22 protein-coding genes and 1 pseudogene are annotated in these 23,312 nt (G+C 46.4%); 16 read left to right on the top strand and 7 right to left on the bottom strand.

Annotated elements, in window-relative coordinates; translation table 11 throughout:
• Window positions 1–106 precede the first annotated feature (106 nt).
• From ACR0QT_RS06770 to ACR0QT_RS06810, 9 genes and pseudogenes are all read left to right on the top strand, one after another.
• Window positions 107–1,270: pseudogene (locus ACR0QT_RS06770) on the top strand (VirD4-like conjugal transfer protein, CD1115 family); the annotation flags it as partial.
• Window positions 1,263–1,418 carry a hypothetical protein gene (locus ACR0QT_RS06775; protein ID WP_432630070.1) on the top strand — a complete coding sequence of 52 codons (156 nt, stop codon included), beginning with the start codon at window positions 1,263–1,265 and terminating at the stop codon, window positions 1,416–1,418. The pseudogene ACR0QT_RS06770 and the gene ACR0QT_RS06775, both read left to right, overlap by 8 nt.
• A 234-nt stretch (window positions 1,419–1,652) precedes the next feature.
• Window positions 1,653–1,868 (top strand): Maff2 family mobile element protein, encoded by a 216-nt coding sequence (locus tag ACR0QT_RS06780; RefSeq protein WP_432630071.1) that lies wholly within the window; start codon window positions 1,653–1,655, stop codon window positions 1,866–1,868.
• A gap of 19 nt (window positions 1,869–1,887) precedes the next feature.
• Entirely contained in the window at window positions 1,888–2,757 is an 870-nt protein-coding gene (locus tag ACR0QT_RS06785; RefSeq protein WP_432630072.1) for a VirB6/TrbL-like conjugal transfer protein, CD1112 family, read from the top strand.
• Window positions 2,758–2,774: 17 nt separating this feature from the next.
• The gene (locus ACR0QT_RS06790) at window positions 2,775–3,182 is read left to right on the top strand and encodes a PrgI family protein (RefSeq protein ID WP_432630073.1); all 408 of its coding nucleotides are present in this window, start codon (window positions 2,775–2,777) and stop codon (window positions 3,180–3,182) included.
• The gene (locus ACR0QT_RS06795; protein ID WP_432630074.1) at window positions 3,127–5,565 is read left to right on the top strand and encodes a VirB4-like conjugal transfer ATPase, CD1110 family; all 2,439 of its coding nucleotides are present in this window, start codon (window positions 3,127–3,129) and stop codon (window positions 5,563–5,565) included. The genes ACR0QT_RS06790 and ACR0QT_RS06795 overlap by 56 nt, the downstream gene beginning before the upstream one ends.
• A 76-nt stretch (window positions 5,566–5,641) precedes the next feature.
• Window positions 5,642–7,642, top strand: a complete 2,001-nt coding sequence (locus ACR0QT_RS06800) for a CD1108 family mobile element protein (RefSeq protein ID WP_432630149.1) — start codon at window positions 5,642–5,644, stop codon at window positions 7,640–7,642.
• 23 nt (window positions 7,643–7,665) lie between these two features.
• Window positions 7,666–7,923, top strand: coding sequence for a DUF4315 family protein (locus ACR0QT_RS06805; protein ID WP_432630075.1), 258 nt, complete (start codon window positions 7,666–7,668; stop codon window positions 7,921–7,923).
• Window positions 7,913–8,626, top strand: coding sequence for a DUF4366 domain-containing protein (locus tag ACR0QT_RS06810; RefSeq protein ID WP_432630076.1), 714 nt, complete (start codon window positions 7,913–7,915; stop codon window positions 8,624–8,626). The genes ACR0QT_RS06805 and ACR0QT_RS06810 overlap by 11 nt, the downstream gene beginning before the upstream one ends.
• Window positions 8,627–8,834: 208 nt before the next feature.
• Here the strand turns inward: ACR0QT_RS06810 and ACR0QT_RS06815 are convergent, their stop codons facing one another.
• Window positions 8,835–9,125: a hypothetical protein gene (locus ACR0QT_RS06815; RefSeq protein WP_432630077.1), complete on the bottom strand. Its 291-nt coding sequence runs from the start codon at window positions 9,123–9,125 to the stop codon at window positions 8,835–8,837.
• Window positions 9,126–9,282: 157 nt separating this feature from the next.
• Here ACR0QT_RS06815 and ACR0QT_RS06820 point away from each other — a divergent pair, with 157 nt between their 5' ends.
• The 5 genes from ACR0QT_RS06820 (at window position 9,283) to ACR0QT_RS06840 (ending at window position 15,830) form a co-directional block, all read left to right on the top strand.
• Complete coding sequence (locus ACR0QT_RS06820; RefSeq protein WP_432630078.1) at window positions 9,283–11,373, top strand: DNA topoisomerase 3; 2,091 nt, start codon at window positions 9,283–9,285, stop codon at window positions 11,371–11,373.
• A gap of 136 nt (window positions 11,374–11,509) precedes the next feature.
• On the top strand, window positions 11,510–14,305 hold the full coding sequence (locus ACR0QT_RS06825; protein WP_432630079.1) for a YodL domain-containing protein: 2,796 nt from the start codon (window positions 11,510–11,512) through the stop codon (window positions 14,303–14,305).
• A gap of 3 nt (window positions 14,306–14,308) precedes the next feature.
• Window positions 14,309–15,259, top strand: a complete 951-nt coding sequence (locus tag ACR0QT_RS06830; RefSeq protein WP_432630080.1) for a hypothetical protein — start codon at window positions 14,309–14,311, stop codon at window positions 15,257–15,259.
• A 2-nt stretch (window positions 15,260–15,261) separates the two neighbouring features.
• A complete protein-coding gene (locus ACR0QT_RS06835; RefSeq protein ID WP_432630081.1) occupies window positions 15,262–15,468 on the top strand; it encodes a transposon-transfer assisting family protein in 207 nt (68 codons plus the stop codon).
• On the top strand, window positions 15,465–15,830 hold the full coding sequence (locus tag ACR0QT_RS06840) for a cysteine-rich VLP domain-containing protein (RefSeq protein WP_432630082.1): 366 nt from the start codon (window positions 15,465–15,467) through the stop codon (window positions 15,828–15,830). Before ACR0QT_RS06835 ends, ACR0QT_RS06840 begins: the two co-directional genes overlap by 4 nt.
• A 145-nt stretch (window positions 15,831–15,975) precedes the next feature.
• Here ACR0QT_RS06840 and ACR0QT_RS06845 read toward each other — a convergent pair whose 3' ends face one another.
• The 6 genes from ACR0QT_RS06845 to ACR0QT_RS06870 form a co-directional block, all read right to left on the bottom strand.
• Window positions 15,976–17,304, bottom strand: coding sequence for a hypothetical protein (locus ACR0QT_RS06845; protein WP_432630083.1), 1,329 nt, complete (start codon window positions 17,302–17,304; stop codon window positions 15,976–15,978).
• 188 nt (window positions 17,305–17,492) lie between these two features.
• Window positions 17,493–18,494, bottom strand: coding sequence for a PDDEXK nuclease domain-containing protein (locus ACR0QT_RS06850; RefSeq protein WP_432630150.1), 1,002 nt, complete (start codon window positions 18,492–18,494; stop codon window positions 17,493–17,495).
• Between the two features lie 99 nt (window positions 18,495–18,593).
• Window positions 18,594–19,943 carry a relaxase/mobilization nuclease domain-containing protein gene (locus ACR0QT_RS06855; protein ID WP_432630085.1) on the bottom strand — a complete coding sequence of 450 codons (1,350 nt, stop codon included), beginning with the start codon at window positions 19,941–19,943 and terminating at the stop codon, window positions 18,594–18,596.
• Window positions 19,904–20,233 (bottom strand): plasmid mobilization protein, encoded by a 330-nt coding sequence (locus ACR0QT_RS06860; protein ID WP_432630086.1) that lies wholly within the window; start codon window positions 20,231–20,233, stop codon window positions 19,904–19,906. Before ACR0QT_RS06860 ends, ACR0QT_RS06855 begins: the two co-directional genes overlap by 40 nt.
• 233 nt (window positions 20,234–20,466) lie before the next feature.
• A complete protein-coding gene (locus tag ACR0QT_RS06865; RefSeq protein WP_432630087.1) occupies window positions 20,467–20,823 on the bottom strand; it encodes a helix-turn-helix domain-containing protein in 357 nt (118 codons plus the stop codon).
• 124 nt (window positions 20,824–20,947) lie between these two features.
• Window positions 20,948–21,286 (bottom strand): winged helix-turn-helix transcriptional regulator, encoded by a 339-nt coding sequence (locus ACR0QT_RS06870; RefSeq protein ID WP_432630088.1) that lies wholly within the window; start codon window positions 21,284–21,286, stop codon window positions 20,948–20,950.
• Window positions 21,287–21,446: 160 nt separating this feature from the next.
• On the opposite strand from ACR0QT_RS06870, the gene ACR0QT_RS06875 reads away from it, so the two are divergent.
• Complete coding sequence (locus ACR0QT_RS06875) at window positions 21,447–22,352, top strand: dihydroorotate dehydrogenase (RefSeq protein WP_432630151.1); 906 nt, start codon at window positions 21,447–21,449, stop codon at window positions 22,350–22,352.
• 21 nt (window positions 22,353–22,373) lie between these two features.
• On the top strand, window positions 22,374–23,258 hold the full coding sequence (locus ACR0QT_RS06880; protein WP_432630089.1) for a radical SAM protein: 885 nt from the start codon (window positions 22,374–22,376) through the stop codon (window positions 23,256–23,258).
• Window positions 23,259–23,312 lie beyond the last annotated feature (54 nt).

A 23,312-nucleotide genomic window follows, 5' to 3' on the forward strand; every position in this document is an offset into this window, starting at 1 on the left:
GCTGAAACTATGCTTGATGGAACGCCGGATGCGGTGAAAGTCGCATGTCCGGTGTGAAGTGGGGGAAAAACCGGAGATAATTTCAAAGGGTTACCTATCACTATCCTTTGCCTATCTCCGCAGCGAAAAGGATATTTTGAAACTGGTAAATACCATTATCGCCAACACCAAAGGCGACGGGGAAAAATCCGGGGAGGATTTCTGGGTGAAGTCGGAACGGCTTTTTTACTGTGCCCTTATCGGCTATATCTGGTATGAAGCCCCGGAAGCCGAAAAGAATTTCACGACACTGCTTGAAATGATAAATGCGTCAGAAGCCCGCGAGGACGACCCGGAATTTCAAAGCCCGGTTGACCTCATGTTTGAACGCTTGGAGGAAAAAGACCCGGAGCATTTTGCAGTACGCCAGTATAAGAAATTCCTGCTGTCCGCAGGAAAGACCCGAAGCTCTATCCTTATTTCCTGCGGTGCGCGGCTTGCCCCGTTTGACATACGGGAACTGCGCGAACTAATGGAAACCGACGAAATGGAGCTTGACACCATAGGCGACCGCAAAACGGCACTGTTCGTTATCATTTCTGATACGGACGATACGTTCAACTTTGTTGTGTCCATCCTCTACACGCAGCTTTTCAACCTCTTGTGTGATAAGGCTGATGATGTGTACGGTGGCAGGCTTCCCGTTCATGTGCGCTGCCTGCTTGACGAGTTTGCAAATATCGGGCAGATACCAAAATTTGAAAAGCTCATTGCCACCATACGAAGCCGTGAAATATCGGCTTCTATTATTTTGCAGTCGCAGTCACAGCTAAAGGCAATTTACAAGGATAACGCCGATACCATAGTCGGCAACTGCGATACGACCCTGTTCTTGGGCGGCAAGGAGAAAACCACGCTAAAGGAAATGTCGGAGCTTTTGGGAAAGGAAACCATCGACAGCTTCAATACGTCCGAAACCCGCAGCAATCAGAAATCCTACGGGCTGAACTATCAGAAATTAGGAAAAGAGCTGATGACACAGGACGAAATCGCCGTTATGGACGGTGGGAAATGTATCTTGCAGCTACGCGGTGTGCGCCCGTTCTTTTCGGACAAATTCGATATAACGAAACACCCCAATTACAGATACCTTTCTGACGCTGACCCGAAAAACGCTTTTGACATGGAAAAGCATATCAAACGCCGCCCTGCTATCGTGAAGCCGGACGAAGTATTCGACTACTACGAACTGGACGCAGCCGATTTGACCGAGGACACCGCCCATGAATGACCGGGAGGAAAAGAAACGGCGGTTCACGCTGATTATCAATCAACAGGTACTTACAAACCGACGGGAAGAATTACAGCGGCGTTTGGAATTAGAAAAATTCATCAAGGCTTGTGAAGCCCTGTATGAGAAAAACCGTCGGAACTCATAAGGAGGTAGGTCTATCAAACATAAAACAGTCCACACAGGCTACATGGTACGCGCCCCTACTCATTGGACAGGCATGGCAGGAAGCCGCAGACAATGACAACTGAATACCGCCGCGAAGCAGCAAGGACGCAACGCGGGGACAGCCGCTTATCAGACACAGGCGGCTTTTTTCATACCCAAAATCAGACAATTCATATTTTTACAGCCGCAACGCGGCAGAAAGTGAGGACAATTTATGGCATTTTTCAATTCTGCAATCGACGTTTTACAGACTTTGGTTATCGCGCTTGGCGCAGGTCTTGGTATCTGGGGCGTTATCAATCTGCTTGAGGGCTACGGCAACGACAATCCGGGCGCAAAATCGCAGGGCATGAAGCAGCTCATGGCGGGCGGCGGCGTTGCCCTTATCGGTGCGACCCTTGTACCGCTGCTTTCCGGCTTGTTCGGTTAAGAAGTGCGGGTAAAGGCTTATGCAGAGCATACTTGACGCGATTAACGAATGGATAAAGGAAATCCTTATCGGAGCCATTAACGGTAATCTGTCAACTATGTTCGGGGACGTAAACGAGAAAGTCGGCACTATCGCCGCAGAAGTGGGACAGACCCCGCAAGGTTGGAACGCAAGCATATTTTCCATGATACAGACGCTATCGGAAAATGTGATTATCCCCCTTGCGGGGCTTGTCATTACCTATGTCCTGTGCGTGGAGCTAATCAGCATGGTAACGGAAAAGAACAATATGCACGACGTTGATACATTCATGTTCTTCAAGTGGTTTTTCAAAGCGTGGGTAGCAGTCTATCTTGTTACCCACACCTTTGATATTACTATGGCAGTATTCGACGTGGCGCAGCGCGTCGTTTCCGGCGCGGCAGGGGTAATCGGCGGCAACACCAATATTGATGTGACCGCCGCCCTGTCGTCCATGCAGGACGGGCTTAACGATATGGAAATCCCCGAACTTCTGTTGCTTGTCATGGAAACAAGCCTTGTGAGCTTGTGCATGAAAATCATGTCCGTTCTGATAACTGTTATCCTCTACGGCAGAATGATTGAGATTTACCTTTACTGTTCGGTATCGCCTATCCCATTTGCAACTATGACAAACCGGGAATGGGGACAGATAGGCAGCAACTACCTAAAATCCCTGTTCGCACTTGGCTTTCAAGGCTTCCTCATTATGATTTGCGTCGGCATTTATGCGGTTCTTGTGAACACGCTGACTGTTGCGGATAACCTGCACAGCGCGATTTTTTCAATCGCCGCCTATACCGTTATCCTGTGCTTTTCCCTGTTTAAGACCGGCGCACTTGCAAAGTCAATCTTTCACGCCCACTGATGAAAGGAGGGTTTTTCTTGGCGTATGTACCCGTACCCAAAGACTTAACAAAAGTAAAAACAAAGGTTGCGTTCAACCTTACCAAACGGCAGCTTATTTTCTTTGCGGCGGCGTTGGCTCTTGGCTTGCCGCTGTTCTTCCTGCTGAAAAACAGTGCAGGGACAAGCCTTGCTGCTATGGCAATGATTGTGGTTATGCTCCCGTGTTTCCTCTTTGCCATGTATGAAAAACATGGACAGCCCCTTGAAGTGGTGATGAAAAACATCATCAATACAAAGTTCACCCGACCAAAGGAACGCCCTTATCAGACACAGAATTTCTACGCCGTTCTGGAACGGCAGGCAAAATTAGAAAAGGAGGTATCAGCGATTGCAAAAGGCAATTCCAAAAAAGGCGCAGCCAAAAAGCCCCGCAGCCGGGGTTAAACGGAAGCTGACCCGCGCCGAAAAGAAACAGATTGCGGAAGTGATACAGACCGCAAAGGGCGACGGGAAGCCCCATACCGCCCAGCAGACCATTCCCTATATGCAGATGTTCCCGGACGGTATCTGCTATGTTTCCGGGAAGCGGTACAGCAAGACCGTAGCCTTTGAAGATATTAACTATCAGCTTGCACAGGCAGACGATAAGACCGCCATTTTTGAAAACTGGTGCGACTTCCTCAACTACTTTGACGCAAGCGTACAGGTGCAGCTTTCATTCATCAATCAAGGCGGGCGCGGCAGCGAAGCCGAAAGTGCTATCCATATCCCGGCGCAGGACGACGCGTTTAACTCTATCCGCAGCGAATACGCGGATATGCTGAAAAATCAGCTTGCAAAGGGCAACAACGGACTGGTGAAGCATAAATACATTACCTTTTCCATTGAAGCGGACAGCATGAACGCGGCGAAATCCCGCCTTGCCCGTATCGAAACCGATATACTCAATAATTTTAAGGTCTTGGGCGTGTCGGCACACCCCATGACAGGCTATGACCGCTTGGAAATGCTGCATGGCATTTTCCACCCGGAGGGTGAACCGTTCCGTTTCTCTTGGGACTGGCTTATCCCGTCCGGGCTTACCACAAAGGACTTTATCGCCCCGTCCTCTTTCCGTTTCGGTGAGGGGCGCACATTCCGTATGGGAAAGAAAATCGGTGCGGTATCATTCCTTGAAATCCTTGCGCCGGAACTCAACGACCGTATCTTATCGGAGATTTTGGACTTGGAAAACGGCGTTATCGTCAATCTGCATATCCGCAGTATCGACCAGAGCGAAGCTATCAAGACCATTAAGCGCAAAATCACCGACCTTGACAAAATGAAAATCGAGGAACAAAAGAAAGCGGTACGCAGCGGCTATGACATGGATATTATCCCGTCTGACCTTGCCACATTCGGTAACGAAGCGAAAAATCTCTTGCAGGATTTACAGAGCCGCAATGAGCGAATGTTTCTGCTGACGTTTCTTGTGGTGAACATGGCAGATACGAAGCGAAAACTTGACAATGACATTTTCGCCACGGCGGGCATTGCACAGAAAAACAACTGCGCCCTTACCCGTCTGGACTATATGCAGGAAGCGGGCTTTATGGCAAGCGTCCCACTTGGGGAAAATCTTATCCCCATTCAGCGGGGGCTTACCACATCAAGCACCGCTATTTTTATCCCGTTCATCACGCAGGAGCTTTTTCAGACAGGCGCAGCCCTGTACTACGGACTGAACGCACTTTCTAACAACATGATACTCTGCGACCGCAAGCAGCTTAAAAATCCAAACGGGCTTATCTTGGGAACACCGGGCAGCGGTAAATCCTTTGCTGCAAAACGGGAAATGGCAAATGCCTTTCTCATTACCGACGACGATATTATTATCTGCGACCCGGAAGCCGAGTATTTTTCCCTTGTGCAGCGTTTGAACGGTCAAGTTATCCGACTGTCCCCGACGGGCAGGGGCATTGACGGAAAGCCCCAGTATGTGAACCCTATGGATATAAACCTCAACTACTCCGAGGACGACAGCCCGCTTGCCTTAAAGTCCGACTTTATCCTCTCCCTGTGTGAGCTTGTTATCGGCGGCAAGGAGGGCTTGCAGCCCGTGGAAAAGACCGTCATTGACCGCGCCGTAAGGAATGTTTACCGACCGTTCCTTGCCGACCCAGACCCGGAGAAAATGCCTGTCTTGGGCGATTTGTACGACGAGCTTTTGAAGCAGCCCGAACCCGAAGCCGCCCGTATCGCGGCAGCATTGGAGCTTTATGTTTCCGGCTCTTTGAATGTCTTTAACCACCGTACCAACGTGGAGCTTGAAAACCGCCTTGTCTGCTTTGATATTAAGCAGCTTGGGAAACAGCTCAAAAAGTTAGGTATGCTGATTGTGCAAGACCAGGTGTGGAACCGAGTGACTGTCAACCGGGCAGAAAAGAAATCCACCCGTTACTACATGGACGAATTTCATTTGCTCTTAAAAGAAGAACAGACCGCAGCCTATTCCGTGGAGATTTGGAAGCGTTTCCGTAAATGGGGCGGCATACCGACAGCAATCACGCAGAATGTCAAGGATTTGCTTGCGTCCCGCGAGGTGGAGAACATTTTTGAAAACTCTGATTTTGTCCTCATGCTCAATCAAGCGGCGGGCGACCGGGCTATCCTTGCAAAGCAGCTCAACATTTCCCCGCAGCAGATGAAATATGTTACCCACTCCGAAGCGGGCGAGGGACTGATTTTCTATGGGAATGTGGTGCTGCCGTTTGTTGACCGCTTCCCGAAAGATACCGAGCTTTACCGTGTAATGACAACAAAGCCGGAGGAAGTCGAGGGCGCATAATGCGTCCTCTGGAAAGGAATGGAGGTGATACCGCATGAAAGAACCATTGAAGCCCCGTGATAAAATCATGCAGAAAATGAGCCGTGACGGACTTATTGAGGTAAATGAAACCAAAGAAACCGCCGAGCGTATCAGCCGCCGGGAACAGGAAACGGATTTTTCCAAACAGACGGAACAGGCAGCGCAGGACACGGCGGCACAGCTTACCTCTCCCGGTACTTTTCCAAAAAACGATACCAGAAAAACAGAGCGCGTCATGGAGCATATCGGCGCAGCGCAGACCCGGCAAGCGTCCAAAAACGCAGTACGACGGGCGCAGGAGGAAGCCGCAGGCAATGTGAAAACGTTCCGGCTGCAATTTACCGCCGAAGAATTATCAAACCCGGAGCTTGAAGCATATATCCGAAAATCCCAGAAAGCGGCTGACAACTTGGACGCAGCGCGGGCAGCTCTCCCAAAGGAAAAAGTGATTGTCAAAGAGCGTGTCTTTGAGGAAGCCACAGGCAAAGGCAAGACCCGCCTGCACTTTGAAGAACGGGAAAAGCCCATGCCAAACGGCAAGCACCATAAAAACCCGTTGTCCCGTCCGGCGCAGGAAGCGGGGATATTCGTCCATAACAAAATACATGAAGTGGAGAAAGACAATTCCGGCGTGGAGGGCGCACATAATACCGAGGAACTCACCGAGCGCGGCGCAAAGTATGGGGCAAGGAAAATCCGGGAGGGCTACCACAGGCATAAACTGAAACCCTACCGGGTAGCGGCAAAAGCAGAAAAAGCCGCGTTCAATGCAAACGTGGAATTTCAGTATCAAAAGCTCTTGCAGGAGAACCCGCAGCTTGCCGCGTCAAACCCACTTTCCCGGTACTGGCAGAAACAGCAAATCAAAAAGCAGTACGCAAAGGCGGTACGGACTGGCGGCGTGAAATCGGCAAAGACCGCAGCCGACCATACCCAAAAGGCAACGAGGAAAACCGCTGAATTTGTGACAAGGCACTGGAAAGGTGTTGTGCTGCTCATAGCTGCGCTGCTTCTGTTCATTATGACAGCAGCCGGGGTGTCGTCCTGTTCCTCTCTGTTTTCCGGGCTGATGAACGGCGTACTTGGAACGTCCTACACGTCCGAGGACAGCGACCTTGTGGCAGTTGAAAATAACTATGCCGCTATGGAAAATGAGCTGCAACAGCGGATTGACAATATCGAGCGTGATTATCCCGGCTATGATGAATACCGCTATGACCTTGATAATATCGGGCATAATCCCCACGCTTTAGCTTCTTATCTGACCGCACTTTTGCAGAGCTATACCCCGCAGAGCGCACAGGCTGAATTAGAACGTATCTTTGATATGCAATACACCTTGACGTTGACCGAGGAAGTGGAGATACGCTATCGCACCGAAACAAGCACCGACCCGGAAACCGGGGAAACAACCACCGAGGAAGTCCCTTATGAGTATTACATTCTCTATGTGTCCCTTACCAACCGGGATATTACTACGATTGCCCCGGAGGTTTTAACTGCCGAGCAGCTTCAAATGTTCCGGGTGTACTTGGAAACAAGCGGCAATAAGCCCCTGTTGTTTGGCGGCGGCTCTGCGGATACGTCCGCGTCCGAGGATTTAAGCGGCGTTCAGTTTGTAAACGGGACGCGCCCCGGCAATCCGCAGCTTGTAGAGCTTGCAAAGGGGCAAGTCGGAAATGTAGGCGGTGCGCCGTATTGGAGCTGGTACGGATTTGACAGCCGTGTTGCATGGTGCGCCTGCTTTGTTTCTTGGTGCTATGGACAGGCGGGGTTATCCGAACCGCGCTTTGCCGCCTGCCAGTCGCAGGGCGTTCCGTGGTTTACCTCTCACGGACAATGGGGTGCGCGGGGCTATGAAAATATCGCTCCCGGTGACGCTATCTTTTTTGACTGGGACTTAGACGGAAGCGCAGACCATGTAGGGCTTGTCATTGGCACAGACGGAAACCGCGTCTATACCGTAGAGGGCAATTCCGGCGACGCTTGCAAGATAAAGAGCTATCCCCTTGATTATGCCTGTATCAAAGGCTACGGACTGATGAACTGGAACTAACATTTGAAAGGAGTATTGACCGTATGGCAACAAATAAAATTGACCGTATCAATGCGGAAATCGAAAAGACCCGCGAGAAAATTTCCGAACAGCAGGCGCACTTGAAAGAGCTGCTTGCACAGAAAACGGAACTTGAAAACCTGCAAATCGTACAGCTTGTGCGCTCCATGCGCCTTACCCCTGCCGCCCTTACCGACCTGCTTTCCGGCGGCGGTATTCCCGGTATAAAAACTGTACCCGAAGCACTCACCAGACAGGAGGACACCGACCATGAAGAATAAACCATTTTTCCGCAGCTTTCTTACGTTACTTTTTGTCCTTATCTGTATGGGCGGCGTTTCCGTGACCGCGTATGCACAGGGCAATGATATTCCCACCGACGACAGCGGCGTTATCGTGGAAACCGAGCCGCAGCCCCTTACCCCGGAGGGCAATATGAGCCTTGTTGATGATATTTCCGGCGAAGCGTCCGGGGATAAACAGTTTATTGTTGTGCAAAGCAAAGGCGGCAACTATTTCTACATTGTCATTGACCATGCAGCCGAGGGCGAAAATACCGTCCATTTCTTAAATCAAGTGGACGAAGCCGACCTCATGGCGATTATCGGGGAGGAAGAAACTACCGCCCCGGCAGTCTGCACCTGTACGGATAAATGCGTGGCAGGCGCAATCAATACCACTTGCCCAGTATGCTCTGTAACAATGAGTGCGTGTACGGGCGTAGAAAAACCGACCGAGCCGGAACAGCCCGAAGAACCGCAGGAAAAGCCAAACAACAACATGGGCGGTCTGGTTATCTTCCTTGTGGTGGCAGCTCTTGGCGGGGGCGGTGCGTTCTACTACTTTAAGATTTGGAAACCGAAACAGAATGTGAAAGGCAGCACAGACCTTGACGAGTTCGATTTTGAAGATTACGACGAGGACGAGCCGGAAGAAACCGACGACGACACAGGCGGCGGGGAAACGGAGGATGAAGAAGTATGACCTTTTTTACTGACAGCCCTTTTGAAAAAATGATGATACAACGACCTACCGGGCGGCGTGAACCTACGCCGCCCGTTCCTGTTTCTCCGGCTTGTGCGTCCTGTCCCTATCGGGGGCAAGCCCCTTGTGTGGGCTACTGTCTGAAACAGTTACGGGAGAAAAAATAATCCGCCACTCGTTACGAATGGCGGATTATCTGACTAGTGTATCAATCAGTATTGTCTGGAAGCAATGATGCGTTATTAGAATGCAACATTCTACGAGAAATTTCACGAGCAGCTTTATTTTCAACATTATCAATAATGGCATTTCGTACTTCCTGACGCCCTTCTTCTCTTGCAGAAGAAGCAATATCATATTCCCGTTTAATTCCAGCTACCCATGATTGAGATTTTTTAACTACCATTGCAATTTGGGTTTGAGGAATGCCTTTATTCAATAAGAATGTGGCAATTTCTCTTGCATCATCGTTATTGACGTTTTTAGGTGTTCTACTCATAGCAATTACCTCCCTTTTTTTGTTTTAAGTATACTCCTTACATCTAAAAAGTCAATATATTTTTATTATTATTTATTACACGTATGCTCAAAAGCATTGAATTTTCTTTACTTTTCCACATATTTTTATTTTTACGATATTTATAGAGGAGACCTGTATGAAGTTAGTCATTGCAGAAAAGCCGAGCGTGGCACAGAGTATCGCCGCCGCGCTTGGCGTAAAAGAGAAAAAGGACGGATATATCGAGGGTGGCGGCTACCTCATTTCATGGTGTGTCGGGCATTTGGTACAGCTTGCGGAAGCTGCCGCCTATGGGGAACAGTACCGAAAATGGAGCTATGACAGCTTACCTATTCTGCCCCAAAACTGGCAGTACACCGTAGCCGCAGACAAAGGAAAGCAATTCAAAATCCTAAAAGAGCTTATGCACCGCGCCGACGTTTCGGAAGTCGTAAACGCCTGCGACGCGGGACGCGAGGGAGAACTGATTTTCCGTTTTGTCTATGAAGTTGCCGGGTGCAAAAAGCCCATGCGCCGCCTGTGGATTTCCTCAATGGAGGACGCAGCTATCCGCAGCGGCTTTGATAACCTCAAAGACGGGCGGGATTATGACGCGCTCTTTGCGTCTGCACTCTGCCGCGCAAAGGCAGACTGGATTATCGGTATCAATGCAACACGCCTGTTTTCCTGCCTGTATAACCGCACCTTGAACGTGGGGCGTGTCCAGACCCCAACCTTGAAAATGCTTGCCGACCGGGACGCGGCTATCTCTACATTCAAGATAGAAAAATACTACCATGTGCGGCTTACCTTATCCGGCACAGAAGCGGTAAGCGAAAAGCTCTCCGACGCTGCCGCAGCGGACGAACTGAAAATCGCTTGTGAAGCAGCACAGGCAGTATGCGTTTCCGTTTCCAGAGAAAAGAAAACCGCAGCCCCGCCGAAGCTCTTTGACCTCACCAGTTTGCAGCGCGAAGCAAACCGTATTTACGGCTATACCGCGAAACAGACCCTTGATTTGGCGCAAGCCCTTTATGAAAAGCGACTGCTGACCTATCCGCGAACTGACAGCACATTTCTGACCGACGACATGGGCGGTACAGCAGCGAACATTGCTGCGCTGCTCTGCGGAAAGCTGCCGTTTATGCAGGACGTATCTTTTACCCCGGACGTGTCCCGCACCCTTGACAGTAAAAAGGTGTCCGACCACCACGCAATCATTCCTACGCTGGAGCTTGCGAAAACCGACCTTGCAGCATTGCCCGAAAGCGAATGGAATATTTTAACCCTTGCCGGGGCGCGTCTGCTGTTTGCTGCCGCCGAGCCACACAGTTATGAAGCAGTCACGGCGGTATTTTCCTGCGCGGATAATTCCTTTACGGCAAAAGGAAAATCGGTACTCTGTGCCGGGTGGAAAGACCTTGAACGCCGCTACCGTCTGACGCTGAAAGGCAAGCCGGACGCAGACGACGGGGACAGTGATTTTGTATCTGATGTGCCGGACTTTACCGAGGGACAGACGTTTTCCGGCTTCTCCGCAAAGGTAACAGCCCACGACACACAGCCACCGAAGCCCCACACGGAAGCAAGCCTTTTGTCGGCTATGGAACACGCCGGGAGCGAGGACACAAACGCCGACGCGGAACGTAAAGGCTTAGGCACGCCTGCCACCCGCGCCGCTGTCATTGAAAAACTGGTGAAATCCGGCTTTGTGGAGCGCAAAGGCAAGCAGCTTTTCCCTACAAAAAATGGTATCAACCTTGTTTGCGTCCTGCCGGACAATCTGACTTCCCCGAAACTGACTGCGGAATGGGAAAACACGCTGACGCTGATTGCAAAGAGAAACGCCAACCCGGAGGACTTCATGCAGGGCATTGAAGCAATGGCACAGGAGCTTGTGAAAGCCTATCCATTCCTTTCCGAGAAAGACAAGGAACTTTTCAAGGAAGAAAAGCCCGTCATTGGAAAATGCCCGCGCTGCGGTTCTCCCGTCCATGAGAGCAAGAGAAACTATTATTGCTCTGACCGGGACTGTACTTTTACCATGTGGAAGAATGACCGTTTTTTTGAGGAACGCAAAACTGCCTTTACCCCGAAAATCGCCGCCGCACTCTTAAAATCCGGCAAAGCCAGTGTCAAGGGGCTTTATTCCCCGAAAACGGGAAAAACGTATGACGGAAACGTGGTTTTAGCTGATACAGGCGGGAAATACGTCAACTACCGTGTGGAACTGCCAAAGAAGAAATGACTTGAGTAGCAAGCATAGGAAGTGTGTACCCACTTCCGTAAATTCCCCCTTTCCTCTCACCGAGGACTGCGGGGAATTTTGCTTGTTGGGATAATCCCAAACCCTTATGGAAACTGCCGCGAAAGGAGGACTGCACATGGCAAGTTTACGGGACACTGTGAAACAGTATCAAGAGGAATTGCGGGACGGTATTGCTTGGATTGCCTTTTGGCGTGAGGGGCGCTCATGGAACGGTGAGGACTTCTATCTGGACGCAGGCGACAGCCTTACCGCCGAACAGAAAAGCCGCCTTGAAGAAATCCGGCAGAAAGACCCCGCAACCGTTATTCTGAACAGCTACTATTGCGGCTATTTAGCCGGGGACATGACCGTTGACGAGCTGACCGCCGGAGTACGGCGGCATTATGAAAACGGCTATAACGACGTGGCGGATTTTATCGCTGCACATGATGATACCTTATCCCCGGAAGTCTTGGAAAAAGCGCGGGCATTAGCCCACGCCGCAGGGCTTCCCTTTTATGAAAGACCTTATAACGGGGAGGAAATCGACCCGTATATCTATGACGGATATATGAGCATTGAGGACTACGAACTCATGCACCAAAAGATTGCACAGGAAAGGAGCGCACATTTGGCAGAACAATTTTCGATTTTGATTGACAGCCGCAGCCGTTTTGAAACTGGACAACCGGGCGGCGTATGGCTTCCTATGCCGACGACTGCGGAGCAGCTTCACAAAGCGATGAAGCGTATCGGCATTACCGCAGAAAATTCACAGGATTTTTTCATCAATGGATTTGCAAATACCGAACAACAGCCCTTTGATGTACCACTTTCTGTTATCCAGAGTGCAGGAATTGACGAGCTGAACTATTTCGGGAAGCTCTTAGAAATGCAGCGTGACGAGGACAGGGACAAATTTGCGGCGGCGGTAACACTGGGCGAATATGCCGGAAGCGTGAAAGACCTTATCAACCTTGCACAGAACCTTGACTGCTACTGGATTTATCCTGCCGTACAGGACGAAGAAGCCTACGGGCATTACCTTATCGACGAACTGGACGAATTGGGGCTGCCCGAAGCCGCAAAGAACTATTTCATGTATGAGGAATACGGGCGGGACGCGGTAAAGAATGACGGAGGGATTTTTACCGCGCAGGGCTATATTTACAACAACAAAAATACCTTTTCGGAATGGTACAGCGGGCATGAGAATGACATACCGAAAGAATACAGGGTTATGAGCTTTCCGCAGCCGGAACGTCCAGACCCGGCAAAGGTGGAAATGGACGCTGCCGCACCACCGCAGCAATCCGTATCGCCTGCCGCAGCGCAGGAGCCGCGCCCGGTTATCCCGATTGTGCTGACTTCCGAGAAACCCGCGGATAAGCTCAAAGAAATCACAGACCGCTTGGAACAGGGTATCATGGAGCTGTTCGACAGTGACCGCTACAAAGAATATCTGCGCGTCATGTCAAAATTCCATAATTACAGCTTCAACAATACGCTGCTTATCGCCATGCAGAAGCCAGACGCTTCCCTTGTGGCGGGCTTCCAGTCATGGAAAAACAACTTCAAGCGCAATGTGGTAAAGGGGGAAAAAGGTATCAAAATCCTTGCCCCGTCCCCGTTCAAAATCAAGCAGGAAATGGAGAAAATCGACCCGGCAACACAAAAGCCCGTAATCGGCGCAGACGGAAAACCCGTCAAGGAAGAAAAAGAAATCACTATCCCGGCTTTTAAGGTGGTATCAGTTTTTGATGTTTCCCAGACCGAGGGAAAGGAGCTGCCGGACATTGCTGTGGATATGCTAACCGGGGACGTGGAACGCTTCAAGGACGTTTTCGCAGCCCTTGAAAAGACTTCCCCTGTCCCTATCGGTTTTGAGAAAATCGAGGGCAATTCACACGGGTATTACCACTTGGAAGAAAAACGTATTGCCATTGACGAGGGAATGAGCGAACTTCAGACCATAAAAACCGCTATCCATGAAATCGCCCATGCGAAGCTGCATGATATTGACCCCAACGCCCCGAAAGAGGAACAGGCAGACAGACCAGACCGCCGTACCCGTGAGGTACAGGCAGAAAGCGTCGCCTATGCAGTCTGCCAACATTACGGGCTTGATACGTCGGATTATTCCTTTGGGTATGTCGCCGGTTGGAGCAGCGGACGGGAACTTGACGAACTGAAAAGCTCCCTTGAAACAATCCGCAGTACCGCAGCGGAAATCATCAACAGTATTGACGAGCATTTGCAGGAAATTCAAAAGGAACGCGACAAGGAACAGGTACAGAAAGAAACAGTCCCGGAAGTAGCCGCGCCGGACAAAGACACCTTTTCCATTTATCAGTTAAAGCGTGGTGATGAAACGCGGGATTTTCGTTTTGAACCGTATGACCGTCTGGCGGCAACTGGACGTACCGCAGACCGGACAAATTATGACCTTATCTATACCGCCGAGCTTACGCCGGGGACTTCCCTTGAAGATATTTATACCCGGTTCAATATCGACCACCCAAAAGATTTTAAGGGACACAGCCTTTCTGTTTCTGACGTCGTGGTGCTTCATCAGAATAGACAGGACACGGCACACTATGTTGACAGCAGCGGTTACAGGCAAGTGCCGGAATTTTTACAGCCGCCGGAAAAGGAAAATCCCTTAAAGCACGTCGAGGACACTATCGAGCAGAACGACAACAATTTTGACGGGATTATCAACAACACCCCGTCCGTGGACGAATTGGAGAAAAAAGCAAAATCCGGGGAACAGATTTCTTTGACTGACCTTGCGGACGCAATCAAAGCAGAGAAAACGTGCGGCAAGGGCAAAGAAGAAAAGCCCTCTATCCGGGCGCAGCTTAAAGCGGATAAGAAAAAGGCACAGAAGAAAACTGCAAGGCAGAAATCACAGGACTTGGAAAGGAGCTGACGCATGGGAAAATTGAGCAAATTTGAAGATGTGGACGTGTTTGCTTCCCTTAGTGCAATCTTGAGGCAGAACACAGGCTTTTATCAAAGCGATTTTGATATTGATAAAAGCATAATCACGCAGGCGGCGGCAAGCCAACACAAAGAGGATAAAACCCTCTTGTGGCTCTGCCGCCCTATGGGAACACATTGCTTTCGGGAACGCGACGTGTTTCTAAAGGACACCGCACCTCACAATACTTGGCGGTTTTATAGGGAACAGACAAGTGACCGTATTCTTGCTTATGCAATCGAGCTGACAGGTACAGAACATGGAAAAGTCAAAGGTAATCTCTATGAGCTTGACTATGCAAGGCATTATGAGCGCGTCAAAGACAAGGAGCTTGCCGCCGATACGGTGCGTCTGATTTATGAACACGGTACACGGGATATACCCGCCGGACAGTATTTTGCAGGCAATCCCGATACGCTTTACGGAAAATTTGAACGCTTTGAAGCTATCCCCAACGACCCGGACGCGCTGCGATTTCTCTTGCAGGAGGAAAAGCACAGCCGGGAGCAATTTGCGCCGGGGGACTTCAAGGCACATATCACCGTTTTGCATGACGGATTGATTGAAACGGAAGCGCGGCGCATTGTGGCAGAAATGAAGCGGCGCAATACGCCGAACAGTCCCAACAGGACACATTTCATGGTAGAGCTTTCCAACGCATTTATGCAGCTTGCGAACAGCAAAGATTTAGACCGCCTTTTTTCTATGCTGCCATATCAGACACTTTCCTTTTCCAAAATCGAGGGCAAACACGGGACGTATGCACTGATTGATAAAAACGAAAGCAGGAATAAGGATATACGAAAGCCCCGTCCCTCTATCCGGGCGCAGCTTCAATCCGAAAAGGAAAAAGCTGTCCCGAAAAGAACAGCCAAAGTAAAAAAACACGATTTGGAGGTATGACTATGAACCGTTTTACCGTGGAAGAAACAAACCTTTTGAGTATTTACGCAGACAGCAGCAAACCGGCATTGCTTGAAAATATCCGCGCCGCGCTGCCATACATGGACGCTGATTTACGGGAACTTGCAGAAAGAACCATGCAGAAAGTAGGCGCACTGACCGAAGCGGAATATGCCGAGCTTGCCGTTTATGCCGCTGATGAAGTATGACCGGGAATAGGCGGCTGACACCGCTGCAAAGCCGCAGGGTAAATTCCCTTGCGAAGAAATCATGCTGCAACTGCGACAATGGAAAATGTATGCTGCTTGACGACGGGGAAGAATGTGTATGCCCGCAGCTTATTTCTTATTCGCTGCTCTGCAAATGGTTTCAGACAGCGGTGCTTCCTCTGGATAAGGAATTGCACGCGGAACTATTGAAAACCGAAGATATGCGGCGTTGTACTGTGTGCGGGGCTGGCTTTGCGTCAAGCTCCAACCATGCGAAATACTGCCCGGATTGCCGGAAGCGTATCACCCGGAAACAGGCTGCCGAGCGTATGCGGAAAAGACGCGCCCTTATTACGCGATAGAGGGCAAAACAGCCCCCTTTACAGGGCGTTCCGGGCGCGTTTCCTGCATGGGTAAGGGATTGATACCTAACCCTGTAAAAATAGGGTTCTACTGCGTAACTAGAGATAACGTAGAAAAATTATGTGTTATCTCTAGTTCTATACCCTAGTTTGTTTCTTTATCATATATTTCTCTAAAAAAAGAAATTCCATTATCAATGCAATTTAATAACTTGTTTTCTTCATGTAATTTCAGCAAATATTCTATATATTTTTTCTTTGCTTCTTGAGTAATAATTATTTTATCTTCTGTTTTATATAGATTTTTGAGATTTTGTGTAAAGCTATTTTCAAAAGAATATTCTGCTTTATGTGTATATAAGAGAAGTATTAAATTGATAGTGTTTATAATATTACTATTTTCGTAATCTATTAAATGAGCAAAGTCATGTGGTTCTTTTTTATATACTTGGAAAGTTTTTTCTAGTTCATCAACTTCTTGCTTAACTCTTTCTAAAGATAGAGTTTTGGTTGATATTAAATCAGCTAGTTTTTGAATAAATACTGTTTTATATACTTTTATGGCGTCAACTGCGGGTAATGAAATAAATGATGAATTTCCTATTGTGCCAAAATATGTTTCTGCTTTTCTGCCGTCTATTCCATATATAAATAAATGATACATATGGGTATCTTGAAAATTAGAAGCAGCACTCTTACCAATTCGTATTTTGTAGCAAACAATACCCCAGAAATCAAAAATAACATATTTGTAGCCGTCAATATCTTCGTATGCGAATAAACCATTATCTCCTGGATAGCAAAATTGTCCCAGTGCATAATCAAGCCCATTATCTACGCATATTTCCACAAAATTTTCTACGGGTTTTTCTAATAGAACACAATCTACAATGTCTTTGTATTCTTCACATTCAAAATTGTTTATGCCATATATATAACAATACCATTCATATGCTATTTTAGAAATTGTTCTTAACATTTCTTCAGAAGCAAATAAGTTTTTTAATGAAAACATAGTATTAAGTTTAGAATTACTCATATCTAATATTTCGATATTATTCTCTGTTACACCTTTTATTTGCTTTAGCTTATCAATGTTTCCTATCAAAATCTTTTGTCCATTACGTTCTGCATGAAAAAGTCTTTTCTTATCTTCATATATAGCAGAGCGTTTTCCACTAACCCATACATTAGGTATAGAAATTCCGTCAATATCCAGATTAGCTTTATATTTTATTTCAGTACCTTTTCGTTCGGTAAGCCCCAAAGAACTACGGATAAAATCTAAATTAGCGATTGCCTTTTTTTCATAATTATCATTTGTGAATTTATTATGTTTATGACAAACAAACCTTTTAGTTAATTTCGCACCCGTAAGAGCATACGAAATTATATCAGATACCGACAAATCGTCGGAATTACAATAGATACATTTACACACTGCTTTTACCTCCTTTAAGTTAAGCATATCCATGAAAGGATTTCTCTATATTAGTACAATTATTCAGCACGTTTTGGAGTGTTTTAAGAGAGGGTATGGGGATTTGAGAACTAATTTTGCAAAAATCAGGTTCTACTGTGTAACATATCATTCAAGCTGTACTTATGCCCCTAGGTGCAGCGACTATTCATTTAGCTGCCGCACCCCGTCTTTCCTTTTTGTTATTCTTTTTCCGAATTGTGCCATTCATTCAAAACAGCTTCTACCTGTGCGATTAGCTGTTCCTTATTTGGAATATAAGAAACATAACGCGAAGCAAAGATATTGTTGGACAGACCGCCGAGAGCATATTCAGCAGCTATACTGTCTTTATCCGTACAAAGGATAATACCGATTGGTGGATTATCATGTTCGTCATTCACTTCTGCGGCGTAGTAGTTCAGATACATATTAAGCTGTCCGGCAGCTTCCGGCGTGAGTTTGGTTGTCTTTAATTCAATCAGCACATACGCCCGAAGAATTTTATTGTAGAAAACCATATCCACATAGTAGTGGGTATTGTTCAATGTAATGCGCTGTTGCGTTCCTACGAACATAAAACCACGCCCTAATTCCAACAGAAATTTTTCTATTTGTGCGACCAGTGTTTTTTCAAGGTCACTTTCAAGCATGGGCTTGTTTTCTGGCACACCCAGAAATTCAAATACATACGGGTCTTTGATAATATCTAATGGGGTAGACATTTCAATTCCCTTTTCTGCGAGAGCAAGAACGGTTTCCTTATTCGTTTTTCCCTCTGACAGTAACAAGCGTTCATAGAGAGAAGTGGAAATCTGCCGCTTTAATTCGCGTATCGACCACCCGGAGTTAATAGTTTCCTTTTCATAAAAACTGCGTTTGTCCGGGTCTGAAATTGTCAACAGCTCACAGTAATGCGACCATGACAATTTAACAGACACTGTCTGTTGAATTTGATAGCTCTGATAGAAGCGTCGCATAAATTGGAGATTAGAAACAGAAAAACCTTTTCCAAATTCTTTTGTCAGCTCCTTAGAAAGCTCCTTTAGGGTCTGCTTTCCATAATCTGCCCGGTCTTTATTTTCCTGTTCATGCTCAACAATAATCTTTCCTACATTCCAGTAGGTAGACAACAATTCAGTATTTACTTGCACCGCCACGCGCTGACGTGCATTTAATAACAATTCTCTGATTTCATTCATCATAGAATTAGTATGTGTCAAATCGTTCAATTTTAACGCCCCTTTCAAGGTAGAGTACAATCAGTATAACATAAAAATTTTTCCGTTTCCATATTGATAAAGTTATTCCCGTGTTGCTTCCTTATTATATTCCGGCTCTTTATCCTGCCGCAAAATGCTGTCAATGTTACGCTTGATAACGTCATATTCCTTGACCTGTTTTTTCAGCTTCCCATAGTCCGCATACAGAGTTTCTTTCTGTGCTTGGAGCTGTTCATATTCTGCTTGCAGCGCAGTAAGGTTCGGGAGCTTCTTTATGCCTGCCGTTTGGAGTGCCTTTGCCGCCGCTTCATGGAGGATTATTGCCCGTTCATGGTCTGCCCGGTATCTGTCTTTATTCTTAGCTTTGCGGTATGCGTCATAGGCGGGCTTTGTTTTCTGGTAGGTGGTAACATTCTTAATCAGCACCGCCATATCAGCAAGCCGTTTTTCGGCTGCCTTTAAGCTGTCCGCTGCCTGTTTGCTTGCAGCCGCGATTTCCGAGATTTTGGCGGTCAAATCGGCATACTGCTCAATCTTGTGTTCGGTGAGGAAATTCAGTGTCTTTGCCGCCTGTTTCAGATTATGGATTTTCGCCCATTGCTCATAGCCTTTGCTTTCCTGTGCCTTGATACAATTTTGAATATCAATCAACAGATTGATACCGCTGCGCTGCGGCTTTGGAGCTTTGACAGGGCGGGTGCGCGTTCCGCTGATACGTTCCCGTAACGCTTCCTCTGTGTAATCTGCGCCGAGGGTTTTCAGACGGGTAAACCGTTCCTGTCCCGGAGCGCGACAGGAAACATATTTTCCCGGTTTTATCTCATAGCCTGCCGCCTGCAACCGGGATAGTAATTCTTCAAAACTTGACACTTGGGAAATGAGTGCGTCCACCGCAATTTTAAGTTTTCCTTTCCAACTTGTCCCTGTCTTTTCGGCTTGATATTCCGCATAGCTTTTTCCTTTGCTGCATTTCCACGGAACGACCACAGACAGCCCATTTTCCCGGCATAGCCTGTCACTTATATTGCGTATGCCGTAATAGCTGCGCTTGTTGGAATTGTACTTGTGGTAATCTACAAAATTTACCGCGCAAAAAATGATGTGGTTATGGATATGCCCCTTGTCAATGTGCGTTGTTAAGACATACTCATGCTGTCCCTTTGTAACCGCGTCGGCAAGCTGCCGCCCGATTTCATGTGCCTTTTCATAATCGACTTCTCCCGGCGCAAAGGACTGTATCAAATGGTGGGCTAAATTGTTCCCTTTATCTAACGCCTGCGCTATGGTAAATTCAAATTCAATATCTGCCGTTTCATAGCTGCACCCGTAAGAGGACACCAGTATTTTTTCATCGGTCTTATCCGGGTTCTGGATATAGTCAAGTGCTTTGCTCAACGTGCTTTTAATAGGCTTAATCTTTGTAACCGCCATATCTCCGCAAGCACCCCCTTTATTTCTTCCATGTCCTCTTGGTAGACGCTGCCCGTTGCATTGGCACGCTTTGCAATCTGATTGATGTTGACACCGATTTTCTGTATCTCTGCGGTCATGGCTTTTATATCGGCATGGTCTACCTGTATGATGTAACCGTCAATGGCGATTTTCCGAAGATACGCCGCCATGTTCCGGGTAGGTATCAGTTTCATTTTTTCTGCAATCAAATCCCGTTCTTCCTCTGTCACATAGAACTTGATTTGTACGGTTCGTTTTCTGCCACTCATGCGCTTATCGCTCCTTTCCATTCCGAGGGTTTGGGACACTTCCCAACAAGCAATTTTGCAGAGCAAAATACGGAAGTGGGTACTCACTTCCTATGCTTGCTATGAAAGTTTTATCCTCTGATACCTACTACAAAGGAACGCTCCGTTTTGCCAAAGGGGGCAAAGAAAAAACGCTGCAATCCCGTAAAGACTGCAACGCTTCTTTCTGTCATATTCAGTTGTGTACGGACAGCTTATTTGTCCGAGTTTTCGATTTCCGCAACTTCTTTCGCCGTAGCAGTCACAATCCTTAATCCCTTATCGCTGATACTGTCAAGCAGAGTATCAAGCTGCCGCCGCTGCGTGGATTTTTCAGCGTCCCTATTCGGGAAAAAGAATTGGTCTACCGATATGTTATAGCGTGTCACAAGCTCATAAAAGATTTGCAGGCTTGGTTGTTGTCCCTTATTTTCAATATTGGTAAGGTAACGCGGAGAAATATTTATTGCGTCGCTTACATCTTTGCGACTTTCCTTTCTCGCTGTCCGCGCCGCTTTTATCGCTTGCCCGAAAGCTGCGAAGTCATAAAGTGGTACAGGTCTTTTAGCCATAATTATTCACCCTGTTATATTGTATAGTTCCCATTTTCTCTAAGATACGTCTATACAATTCCCACTATTGACTTAAATAATTCCTATATATATATCGATGAAATTATAAAAACTATCTGGACTTTTATAAATTCTTAGGTGAAAGGTTTTTCTCGCTCCATAACATCATTTGCTGCAAAATCGGAATAAAACTTTTCCCTAATTCTGTCAATGAATATTCCACTTTAGGGGGCACTTCTTGATATACATATCTGGAAACAAAACCGTCCTGCTCTAATTCACGGAGTTGTTTTGTTAAGGTCGATTGTGTAATGTCACCCAGTCGGCGTCGCAATTCTCCAAATCGCTGTACTTCGTATTCCGCAATATACCATAAAATCATAATTTTCCATTTGCCACTTAAAATATTTTGAATTCTTGCCATAGGCGCACATTGTGGTAAGGCAGGTTTCATATTGCTCATTTCAATTCCTCCTTTTTGATATTGTAGCACATATATATATTATTTTCAATGTACTACATTTTTTGATACTGGTATCATTTTTAGCACAATAAACAAAAAAAGACAGTACTTTTATTTTTACTATTGATTGATATAATTTGAGACAAGGAGGGAGGCGATAATAATTAACACTTCGATAAATATAGCGGGAATTATTCTAAAGAATCCGGTTATGCCTGCGTCTGGAACTTTTGGCTCTGGACAAGAATACAGAGAATTTATTGACCTCAATAAATTGGGTGCAGTTGTTACAAAAGGAGTTTCCTACTATCCGTGGGAGGGAAACCCAACACCCAGAATCATGGAAACGAGTAGTGGCATGATAAATGCTGTCGGCTTGCAAAATCCGGGAATAGATGTATTTATCAAACGAGATATTCCATTCCTAAAGCAATTCGATACAAAGATTATAGTAAATGTTTGTGGGAATACCATAGCAGATTATTTGAAAGTGGTTGAATGTCTTTCCAATCAGCCTGTCGATATGTTAGAGATAAATATTTCATGTCCAAATGTAGAACATGGAGGAATGGCGTTTGGTCAAGAACCCAAAATGGTTGAACATATCACAGCAGAAATCAAGAAGATAACCCGAACACCAATTTCTATGAAATTAACACCGAATGTAACTGATATAACAGAAATTGCAAGAGCAGCAGAAGCTGGTGGCGCAGACGCGATTTCCTTAATAAATACAATTACAGGTATGGTAATAGATACTAAAAAAAGAAAATTTAGTGTTGCGAATAAAACGGGTGGATTATCTGGTCCGGCTATAAAACCAATCGCTTTGAGAATGGTTTATCAAGTGTATCATGCTGTTCGGTTGCCAATTATTGCAATGGGAGGGATTTCTTCCACAAATGATGCTTTGGAATTTATTATGGCGGGTGCTACTGGAATCGCTGTGGGAACAGCAAACTTTAACAATCCCTTTGTTATGCCGGAAATTATTGACGGATTAGAACGCTATATGACCGAAAACAAAATTAAAGATTTTGAAGAAATTAGAGGTATTGTAAACTAATTATTTTTAGGAGGAAAATTTATGCACTACACAGGTACTATTTGGAGACCACCCTACGAAGCGTACTCTTTACTTGTTCAAGTAACCGCAGGTTGTACACATCATTCATGTAAATTTTGTACTCTTTATGAAGACTTGCCATTCAAATTCCGTATGTCTCCACTTTCAGAAGTTGAATCTGATTTGGCAGAAGCAAGCAGATATTATAAAAATGTTCCGCGAATTTTCTTTACAGGAGCAAACCCGTTTGTTTTAACTACGGACAAACTAAAAACCTTAGCTCAGATGGTAAAGAAGTATTATCCAAACTATGAGACTATTGGCTGCTTTGGACGAGTTACAGACGTTTATAATAAATCCGTTGATGACCTCAAGGAACTGCGAAAGTTAGGATACGACGGAATTACCTTTGGAGTAGAAACAGGAAATGATGAAGCACTTGCTTTTATGAATAAGGGATTTCGTTCAAGTGATACCATTGAACAAATGAAAAAGTTAGAGGAAGCAGGAATAAGTTATAATTTTTTCTATCTGACAGGTATTTCCGGTGCAGGTCATGGTGAATATGGAGCAAAGAAAACCGCAGAAGTTTTTAATCAACTGCACCCTCAAATTATTGAATCTTCTATGCTGACCATTTACAAAACATCCGAACTTTATCAAGAAATCCAGAAAGGAACTTGGAAAGAAGAAAGTGAAATTGAGAAATTGGCTGAATTGAAAGCACTTATTGAAAATCTCACTATTAAAACACGAATTGTAACAGACGGTGCTTCAAATCTAATTCAAGTACGGGGAAATCTTCCGCACGATAAGAAAAAACTGACTGATTACTTAGCCCGTTTGATTGCAACGGCTGATGAATCCGCATTGAGAGAATACCGCGTACATCTGAAGCATTTATAAGGCAGCGCAAATATATCATCATATCTAATGTTTCGCACTGTATTGGAGGATTAT

This window comes from Brotaphodocola sp. (genome assembly GCF_050873365.1).
Classification (GTDB): domain Bacteria; phylum Bacillota; class Clostridia; order Lachnospirales; family Lachnospiraceae; genus Brotaphodocola.